Genomic DNA, 8663 nt, shown 5'->3' with positions numbered 1-8663 from the left:
GGCCGGCAGGGGTTCGGGCACGCGGGCGAAATGCACGCGCCAGCCGCGTCCGCGCGGCAGGCGTTCGCCCGCCACCACGATGACCGCCACCTTGGTTTGGGTAGCCAGCTTGCCCGGCAGGGTCATGGTGTAGGCCATGCGGCCGAAGAAGGGTGCCCATACGCCTTCGCCTTCGCCCGGCGCCTGGTCGGGCAGCAGGCCCACCGATTCGCCGCGGCGCAGTGCCCGCACGAATTCGCGCACGCCTTGCATGCTGGCCGGCACGGCGGTCAGGCCCGAGACGTTGCGCGCCGTTTCCAGCAAAGGCGCGAACATGTCCATGCGCGGCGGCCGGAACATCACGGTAATGGGCGTGTGGCGGGCCATCGCGACATAGCGCGCGGTGATCTCGAAGCACCCCAGGTGCGGCGTCAGGAACAGAATGCCGCGGCCCTCGGCCAGGGCCTGTTCGACGACGTGGAATTCATCGGATTCTGTCCTGGCCAGGCTTTCGGCGCTGCGGAACCAGACCTTGGGCATTTCCAGGATCATGGCGCCGGTTTCGGCGGCGGCGCGGCGCGCGAAGGCCGCGCCAGGGTAGCCAGCCTGCGCCGCATTGGCGCGCAGCCTCTGGCGGTAGCGGCCCGGGCACAGGTAGATCAGCAGGCCCGCCAGCCGGCCCACGGCATGCAGCAGGGGCAGGGGAAGCAAGGCAACGGCGCGGAACAGGGCTAGCAGCATGCAGGGCATCAGGGCTGGCGGGGCGCGCGGCGGGCGTGTCCCGGTGGGGTGCGGATTCATGCGGCGAGCATGAAGCGGGCATTTTCGCCTAAAATGGCCCCCATCGCCGAGTTAACCGACAACTTGCGGGGCGACGCCCGGGGCGCATTGCGCGTTTCAGGCAAAATCCGCTAAAGCGTCGCGCCCAGATCGTCGTATGCAGGTGTCTGATTTGGGGCGCTACGCGCCTCGTTCAACCTGTGTGCCGGCTTGCTGCCGGTTTCGTAAGGACGCATCTGTGGCCAACAACGATTTTCTCTTCACCTCCGAATCCGTCTCGGAAGGGCATCCCGACAAGGTCGCCGACCAGATCTCCGACGCCATTCTCGACGCCATCTTCACGCACGACCCCAACGCCCGCGTGGCCGCCGAAACGCTGTGCAACACCGGCCTGGTGGTGCTGGCGGGCGAAATCACCACCACGGCCAACGTCGATTACATCCAGGTTGCGCGCGACACCATCCGCCGCATCGGCTACGACAATACCGATTACGGCATCGACTACAAGGGCTGCGCCGTGCTGGTGGCCTACGACAAGCAGTCGCCCGACATCGCCCAGGGCGTGGACCGCACCTCGGAAGACTATCTGAACCAGGGCGCCGGCGACCAGGGCCTGATGTTCGGCTATGCCTGCGACGAAACCCCCGACCTGATGCCCGCGCCCATCTGGTACGCGCACCGCCTGGTGCAGCGCCAGAGCGAACTGCGCAAAGACGGCCGCCTGCCGTGGCTGCGTCCGGACGCCAAGTCGCAGGTCACGTTCCGCTACGTGGATGGCCGCCCGGTCGAGGTGGACACCGTGGTGCTGTCCACCCAGCACGCCCCCGAGATTTCTCAGGCGGCCATTCATGAGGCCGTCATCGAAGACATCATCAAGCCCAGCTTCCCCGAAGGCCTGATCACGCCCAAGACCAAGTTCCTGGTCAACCCCACCGGCCGTTTCGTCATTGGCGGCCCGCAGGGCGACTGCGGCCTGACCGGCCGCAAGATCATCGTCGACACCTACGGCGGCGCTTGCCCGCACGGCGGCGGCGCGTTCTCGGGCAAGGACCCCTCCAAGGTCGACCGTTCCGCGGCCTACGCGGCGCGCTACGTGGCCAAGAACGTGGTGGCCGCCGGCCTGGCGCGCCAGTGCCAGGTGCAGGTCAGCTACGCCATCGGCGTGGCCGAGCCCATCAACATCACGGTGTACACCGAAGGCACGGGCGTCATCCCCGACGACCAGATCGCCAGGCTGGTGCGCGAACACTTCGACCTGCGCCCCAAGGGCATCGTGAACATGCTGGACCTGCTGCGCCCCATCTACAGCAAGACGGCCGCCTATGGCCACTTCGGACGCTCGGAACCCGAGTTCTCGTGGGAAGCCACCGACAAGGCCCAGGCCTTGAAGCAGGCGGCCTGACGGGCGGCGCCGCGGTGCCGGCCTGCCCGGCCGCTTCAGTGTCTGGCACCCTGGCGGGAGCCAGACACCTGGACAGTGCCCGCGAAAACTCCCCACGACGGCTGAGGTAGCGCCGTGGGGTCGGACACCTTGGGTGTCCGACCCCGTATGCCGCGGAATTCTTATCAGTGGCCCGCTGCGCGTCCGCGCCCGGTGGGCTTCGACTGGATGCGGCTGATCACCTTCAGCGCCACCGCGGCGGTCAGTTCCATGTGCCGCACACAGGCGTTCCAGGCCGCCTGTTCGTCATGGGCATCGATCGCGTCCACGATCAGCGACATTTCCCGGTGTGATTGCGTGGCCCGTCCCGGGCTGGTAATTGACGTGGCGCGCAGCCGCGCAATGCGTCCGTGCATCAGGCGCAGCGTTTCGGCCAGGGTGGGGTTATAGCAGCCGTCCAGCAGGGCATCGTAGAACGCTTCGATGCTGGCCAACTGGCCCGGCACATCGCCGACGTCGATGCGGGCCTGCAGTTCGTCCAGCGCGGTGCGCAGGGCCTGCCGTTCGGGGGCGGTGGCCATGGCGATGAAATTCTTGGCCGCCAGGCCTTCCAGTACCCCGCGCACCTGGTAGATGTTCGCGGCTTCATCCGCGGTAAGCGTGGCCACCACCGAACCGCGGTTCGGTGCGCTGTACACGAACCCTTCCATTTCCAGTTGCAGGATCGCTTCGCGCACCAGCGGCCGGCTGGCCTGCGTCAGTTCGCAGATTTCCCGTTCGATCAGCCGCGTGCCCGGCAGCAGGCGGCCGGACAGCATGGCATCGCGCAGCAGGTCGGCCACCTGTGTGCGCTTGGGAATTCCCGGGGCGCGGGTGGGTTCGGATTCGGCGGAGGCAGTGGGCATCGGACAGCGGGCAGATCACAGGATTGCCAACTATACAGGCTGGCCGAACTGCATAGTTGATGTGGCAATCCCTTTTGTTTTGTCAGACAAAATGATATAAATTGTCTTCAATACAACATCCCGCCGGAGACGCAAGTGACGCAGGTTTTTTCCATCAGCGACGCGATTCGCGAATTGAGCACCGCTGAAATCTCGGACGCCCTGGACTTTTTCCACCTGCCCGGCAGCGCGCTGGGCATAGGGCGCGTGGCAGGCGCGCCGCGCGTGCTGGGGCCGGCCTATACCGTGCGCTTCGCGCCAGTGGACACGGCGGAAAAGGGCACCGTGGGCGATTTCATCGACGACGTGCCGGTGGGCGCGGTGGTGGTGCTGGACAACGGCGGGCGCCCCGACTGCACCGTCTGGGGCGGCATACTCAGCCGCCTGGCCAGCCAGCGCGGCGTGGCCGGCACGGTGATCAACGGCGTGTGTCGCGACACCGCCGAGGCCGATGCCTGCGGCTATCCCTTGTACAGCCGCGGCCGCTTCATGCGCACCGGCAAAGACCGCGTGCAGGTCGAGGCGTTGCAAGCGCCCGTCAGCCTGGGCGATGTGCGCGTCTGCCCCGGCGACATTCTGGTGGGCGACCAGGACGGCATTGTGGTGGTGCCGGCCGCGCGGGCGCGCGAGGTGTTCGAACGCGCCCTGGCCATGCGCCAGGCCGAGGCCGCCATTCTGGCCGAAGCCCTGGCCGGCGCGCGCCTGAGCGATGCGCGGCGCAAGCACGGCTATCACACGTTGCAGCGCGGCGCCGAATAACCCGCCCCTGCGCGGCCGGCCTGCCGCCCGCGCGATTTTCCCCTTGCATAGAACAACACAGGAGACTCACCATGTTTTTCACTTCCCCGATCCAGGCGCGCCGGACAATCTCGGCCGCCATCCTGGCGCTGGGTGCCTGCGGCGCCGCCGCGCCGGCCCTGGCGGCCGACAAACTGGATTGCCCGAATGTGCGCTTCGTGTCGCCCTATCCGCCGGGAGGCACCACCGATATCCTGGCGCGGCTGCTGGCCCCGTCGATGCAGGAATCGCTGGGCGTGCCGGTAGTCGTCGACAACAAGGCCGGCGCCAGCAGCAATATCGGCACCGAGTTCGTCGCGCGTTCGGCGCCGGACGGCTGCACGCTGCTGCTGGGCAATAACACCGGGGTGGTCATCAACCGCAATCTGTACAAGCTGCGTATCGATCCCGTGAAAGACCTGCAGCCCATCGCCGAGGTGGCGGCCGTGCCGCTGGTGCTGTACGTGAACCCCAAGGTGCCCGCCGATACCGTGGGCGAACTGCTGGACCTGCTCAAGCGCGAGCCGGGCAAATACAACTTTGCCTCGGGCGGCAGCGGCAGCCCGCAGCACCTGGCGGGCGAACTGTTGAAGCTGCGCGCGGGCGTGGACATGATGCACATTCCGTACAAGGGCCAGGGGCCGGCCATGACCGACGTGATCGCCGGCCAGGTGCAGATCGCCTTCGAGACCACGGCCGCGCTGCTGCCGCAGGCCCGCGCCGAGCGGGTCAAGCCGCTGGCCACCACGGGCGCCGAGCGCGCCGATGCCTTCCCGAAGCTGCCCACCATGGTGGAAGCGGGCTATCCGGGCTTCGTCATTACCAACTGGTACGGCGTGTTCGCGCCCGCCGGCCTGCCAAAGGAACTGACGCAGCGCCTGAACGAGGCCGTCAACCGCGCCCTGGCCTCGCCCGACGTGGCGTCCAAGCTGGCCGACATGGGCTCGGCCAAGGCGGGCGGCCGCAGCGCGGATGCCTTCGCCGCGTTCATCAAGGAAGAAGTGCCGCGCTGGGAAGAAGTGGTACAGCGCTCGGGCGCGAAGGTGGATTGAGCCATGTCCGGGCAGCGTGGGCGCCAGCCGCCTGTGTTGCCCGGCATGTTCGCCTTGCGGGAGAATCAGGCCAGCGTTGCCAGGCGATCAAGCGTTTCCGGGTATTTCTCTACCAGCCTGATCAGCGCGGTGGCCTGAGCGTTGGGGCTGACACGCCCCTGTTCCCAGTTTTCCAACGTGCGCGTATTGGTACGCAAGTACATGGCGAATAGCGCCCGCGACATGTTCAAGTGCTCACGCAGCGCGGTCAATTCATTTGCGGATACAGGACGCAATTCACTCAGGCGCGCAGCGTGGGCACGCAGCGTGCGTTTGCCGGCCCGCTGATCACTCAACGCATCGAAGCCCTCGGCCAGTTCTTCAAAGATGTCTCGTTTCATGATGGCACCCCGGCGTGCGGTTCGTTGTTTAGCATTTGGCTTAACAAAACCCTTTGTGCTGCGGTGAGATCGTCCTGGAGATCTTTGCCATATAAGGTAAACAACCAGAATTGCGAATGGGACGACCACCAAAAGTAAATCACCCGTATTCCACCGCGCTTGCCTTTCTGGCGGCGGCAGTCAGCGAACCGCAATTTGCGCAAGCCTTCCGTACCCGGGATGAGTTTTCCGGCTTCCGGGTGGCGCATGAGCGACGCTTGTAATTCTTCGAAGGCGTCATCCGTCAAGTAATGCCGGCGGTGCCGTTCGAACGGCGGTAATTCGATAAACAGTGCTTCCATGAATTATACGTAAATTACGTATAAAAATGTCCCACTGGGCAAAGATCCCGGGGAACGGTCAGGAAGCATATCTGTCGCGAAGTAGCGGTGGCGCACGCCAGTGATACAACGATCACACGCGCCTGGCCTGCCCGGCGGGCTACCACACCGCTTGATCGCCGCCCGGCTGCCGCACGTGCCTGGCGAAGCGCTGCACCAGGAAGTCCACGAAGGCCACCGTCTTGGCGGGCAGGTTCAGGCGTTCGGGGTACAGCGCGTGAATGTCGGCGGGCGGAGTGTTCCAGTCGGGCAAAATGCGCCGCAGCCGGCCCGAGCGCAGGTACGCCGCGGTTTCCCATTCCGAACGCATCACAATGCCGTGCCCGTCCAGCGCCCATTCCAGGGCGCTTTGCCCATCGTTGGAACTGAGCGGGCCGCGCACTTTCACGGTTTCGGCGCGCAGGCCGGACCGCAAGTGCCAGGTGCCGTAGGCCACGTCGTTCTCCCGCACCACGATGCAGCGGTGGCGCTGCAGTTCGCCGGGATTGCGGGGTTCTCCATGGTTGCGCAGGTACTGGGGCGACGCGCACAGCAGGCGGCGGTTCGATGCCACCAGGCGCGCCGTCAGCCGCGCATCGGGAAGCTCGCCGAAGCGCACGGCCACGTCGAAGCCTTCGTCCATCAAGTTGACGGGCCTGTCGGTCAGGCGCATCTGGACTTCCACTTCGGGATACTGCCGCGCGAAGTCTGATACGGCCGGCACGATATGCGCGCGGCCAAACCCGAAGGTGGCGTTCAGCCGCAGCAGCCCGCGCGGTTGGGCCCGGGTGCTGGCCACATTGCGTTCCAGGTCTTCCAGATCGGCCAGGATACGGCTGCCCTCGGCCAGGTACAGCTCGCCTTCCTGCGTGACGCTGACGCGCCGGGTGGTGCGGTTCAGCAGGCGCACGCCTAGCCGCCGTTCCAGATTCGCCAGCCGCGTGCTGACGGCCGGCGGGGTCAGGCCCAGTTCGCGCGCGGCCGCCGACAGGTTGCCGTGCTTGACCAGCAGCGAGAAAAAAGCCAGGTCGGACAGTGCATCCATCAAGGCACCTTCGCGTCGATTATTAAATTGAATTGAATAAAGGTTTAGTGGTGAATTAATTATAAGAACCAAACAGGCCTATACACTGGCCGCACAACACCACAACCCCGGCCGCCACCGGCGAGCCCACCCGAGGAGACCCCCGATGACGACGTCCGCTTTCCGATATTCCTGTGCTTCGCTGGCTCTGGCCGCCGCCTGCAGCGCGGCCGTGGCGCCCGTGGCGGCGCAGGACTTCCCCCAACGGGCCATCACGCTGGTGGCGCCGTTCGCGCCTGGCGGCAGCGTGGACATTACCGCCCGCCTGATCGCCGACGCCTGGGCCAGGCAGCTGGGGCAAAGCGTGGTCATCGAGAATCGCGCCGGCGCGTCCGGCAATATCGGCATGGCGGCCGTGGCGCGCGCGCAGCCCGATGGCTACACCCTGTCCATCAACACCATGTCGCTGGCGATCAATCCTTCGCTGTTCAAGAACATGCCGTTCGATACGGCCAAGGACTTGCGCTCGGTGGGCACGGTGGCGACGTCACAGCATGTGCTGACGGTAACCAACAGCCTGCCGGTGAACAGCGTGGCCGAACTGCTGGATTATGTGCGCGCGCGGCCGGCCAATGAACTGAGTTTCGGCTCGGCGGGCACGGGCAGCACCTTCCACATGGCCGCCGAATTGTTCAAGTCGGTATCGCAGACGCAGATCCTGCACGTGCCTTACAAGGGCGGCGGCCCGGCCATGCTGGACACCATCAGCGGCCAGGTGCAGATGAGTTTCCCGGTGCTGTCGGCGGCCAAGGCCCAGGTGGACGGCGGCAAGCTCAAGCCGTTGGGAGTAACGGGCAAGACGCGTTCGCCCCTGTTGCCGGACGTGCCCACCATTGCCGAATCGGGGCTGCCCGACTACGAGTTCAACACCTGGTTCGTGATCAGCGCCCCGGCCGGCACGCCGCAGGCGGTGGTGGACACGCTGAACGCCAAGCTGGGCGCTGCCCTGCGCTCGCCGGAAGTGGTGCAGCGCATGCAGCGCGAGGGCTTCGAACCGCTGGTTTCCACGCCGGGCCAGACCGACCAGATGGTGGCCGCGGAAATGACGCGCTGGGCCGGCGTGATCAAGGCCGCGGGCATTCAACCCAACTGAGGCAGACCGCGGCCCGCGGCGCTGCCGCAGGCGGCATTTCATGAAGGAACCCGCACCATGCCCGGCATGACGCTTTACGACAAACTGGTGGCCAGCCACGAAGTGGCCCGCATCGACGGCGAACATGTGCTGTTGTATGTGGACCTGCACATCATGAACGAATACACCAGCCCGCAGGCGTTCAGCGGACTGGCGGCCCGGGGCCGCAAGGTGCTGCGGCCGGGCCAGCAGATGGCGGTGGTGGACCACGTGATTCCCACCCACCCGGTGCCCGCCGCGCAACGCGTGATCCAGGAACCCGCGTCGTCGCAACAGGCGCGCAATCTGAAGCGCAATTGCGACGAGCAGGACATCATGCTGCTGGATACCACCGACCCGCTGCAGGGCATCGAGCACGTGGTGGCGCCCGAGCACGGCATGATCCTGCCCGGCATGGTGGTGCTGTGCGGCGACAGCCATACCACCACTTATGGCGCCCTGGGCGCGCTGGGATTCGGCATCGGCACTTCCGAGGTCGAGCACATCCTGGCCACGCAGACCCTGGTGTACCGCGTGGCGCGCAAGATGCGGGTGCGCATCGATGGCCGGCTGCCGGCCGGCTTGTCGGCCAAGGACCTGGTCATTTATGTGGTGCATCGCCTGGGCGCGCAGGGCGCGCGCGGCTTCGCGGTGGAATACTGCGGAACCGCCATCGACGGCCTGTCCGCCGAGGCCCGCATGACCCTGTGCAACATGACCGTCGAGGCGGGCGCGCGGGCCGCTTTGATCGCGCCGGACGACACCACGCGCCAGTACGTCGAGGCCCGCGCGCCCCACCTGGCCTTGTACTACGCG

At 66.3% G+C, this 8663-nt stretch carries 10 protein-coding genes; 5 read left to right on the top strand and 5 right to left on the bottom strand.

The window, feature by feature from the left end; genetic code table 11:
- On the bottom strand, positions 1 to 720 hold a 720-nt coding region (locus LPZ50_RS17685), incomplete at its 3' end, for a lysophospholipid acyltransferase family protein (protein WP_230663144.1).
- Between the two features lie 277 nt (positions 721 to 997).
- Here LPZ50_RS17685 and metK point away from each other — a divergent pair.
- On the top strand, positions 998 to 2161 hold the full coding sequence (gene metK, locus LPZ50_RS17680; protein WP_230663142.1) for a methionine adenosyltransferase: 1164 nt from the start codon (positions 998 to 1000) through the stop codon (positions 2159 to 2161).
- Positions 2162 to 2325: 164 nt separating this feature from the next.
- Here the strand turns inward: metK and LPZ50_RS17675 are convergent, their stop codons facing one another.
- A complete protein-coding gene (locus tag LPZ50_RS17675) occupies positions 2326 to 3045 on the bottom strand; it encodes a GntR family transcriptional regulator (RefSeq protein WP_230663140.1) in 720 nt (239 codons plus the stop codon).
- A 135-nt stretch (positions 3046 to 3180) separates the two neighbouring features.
- On the opposite strand from LPZ50_RS17675, the gene LPZ50_RS17670 reads away from it, so the two are divergent.
- Positions 3181 to 3843, top strand: a complete 663-nt coding sequence (locus LPZ50_RS17670) for an RraA family protein (RefSeq protein ID WP_230663138.1) — start codon at positions 3181 to 3183, stop codon at positions 3841 to 3843.
- 71 nt (positions 3844 to 3914) lie between these two features.
- Complete coding sequence (locus LPZ50_RS17665; protein WP_230663136.1) at positions 3915 to 4913, top strand: Bug family tripartite tricarboxylate transporter substrate binding protein; 999 nt, start codon at positions 3915 to 3917, stop codon at positions 4911 to 4913.
- A 65-nt stretch (positions 4914 to 4978) separates the two neighbouring features.
- Here the strand turns inward: LPZ50_RS17665 and LPZ50_RS17660 are convergent, their stop codons facing one another.
- The 3 genes from LPZ50_RS17660 to LPZ50_RS17650 all read right to left on the bottom strand — a co-directional run bounded on the left by LPZ50_RS17660 (position 4979) and on the right by LPZ50_RS17650 (position 6697).
- Entirely contained in the window at positions 4979 to 5293 is a 315-nt protein-coding gene (locus tag LPZ50_RS17660) for a helix-turn-helix domain-containing protein (protein ID WP_230663134.1), read from the bottom strand.
- On the bottom strand, positions 5290 to 5634 hold the full coding sequence (locus tag LPZ50_RS17655; RefSeq protein ID WP_230663132.1) for a toxin: 345 nt from the start codon (positions 5632 to 5634) through the stop codon (positions 5290 to 5292). Before LPZ50_RS17655 ends, LPZ50_RS17660 begins: the two co-directional genes overlap by 4 nt.
- Positions 5635 to 5773: 139 nt before the next feature.
- Positions 5774 to 6697, bottom strand: coding sequence for a LysR family transcriptional regulator (locus tag LPZ50_RS17650; protein WP_230663131.1), 924 nt, complete (start codon positions 6695 to 6697; stop codon positions 5774 to 5776).
- 145 nt (positions 6698 to 6842) lie between these two features.
- Here LPZ50_RS17650 and LPZ50_RS17645 point away from each other — a divergent pair, with 145 nt between their 5' ends.
- Together LPZ50_RS17645 and LPZ50_RS17640 are read left to right on the top strand one after the other, a co-directional pair.
- Complete coding sequence (locus tag LPZ50_RS17645; protein ID WP_230663129.1) at positions 6843 to 7829, top strand: tripartite tricarboxylate transporter substrate binding protein; 987 nt, start codon at positions 6843 to 6845, stop codon at positions 7827 to 7829.
- Between the two features lie 57 nt (positions 7830 to 7886).
- A partial coding sequence (locus LPZ50_RS17640; RefSeq protein ID WP_268903464.1) for an aconitase family protein occupies positions 7887 to 8663 on the top strand: 777 nt, incomplete at its 3' end.

The organism is Bordetella petrii, assembly GCF_020991325.1.
In the GTDB taxonomy this organism is placed as follows: domain Bacteria; phylum Pseudomonadota; class Gammaproteobacteria; order Burkholderiales; family Burkholderiaceae_B; genus Bordetella_A; species Bordetella_A petrii_E.
This window is presented reverse-complemented; position numbering and strand designations above follow the sequence as displayed.

Excerpts from the sequence above, each read along its gene's own strand:
- LPZ50_RS17660 (WP_230663134.1), bottom strand. The coding sequence starts at position 5,293 with ATGAAACGAGACATCTTTGAAGAACTGGCCGAGGGCTTCGATGCGTTG.
- LPZ50_RS17675 (WP_230663140.1), bottom strand. The coding sequence starts at position 3,045 with ATGCCCACTGCCTCCGCCGAATCCGAACCCACCCGCGCCCCGGGAATT.
- LPZ50_RS17655 (WP_230663132.1), bottom strand. The coding sequence starts at position 5,634 with ATGGAAGCACTGTTTATCGAATTACCGCCGTTCGAACGGCACCGCCGG.
- LPZ50_RS17650 (WP_230663131.1), bottom strand. The coding sequence starts at position 6,697 with ATGGATGCACTGTCCGACCTGGCTTTTTTCTCGCTGCTGGTCAAGCAC.
- LPZ50_RS17645 (WP_230663129.1), top strand. The coding sequence starts at position 6,843 with ATGACGACGTCCGCTTTCCGATATTCCTGTGCTTCGCTGGCTCTGGCC.
- LPZ50_RS17665 (WP_230663136.1), top strand. The coding sequence starts at position 3,915 with ATGTTTTTCACTTCCCCGATCCAGGCGCGCCGGACAATCTCGGCCGCC.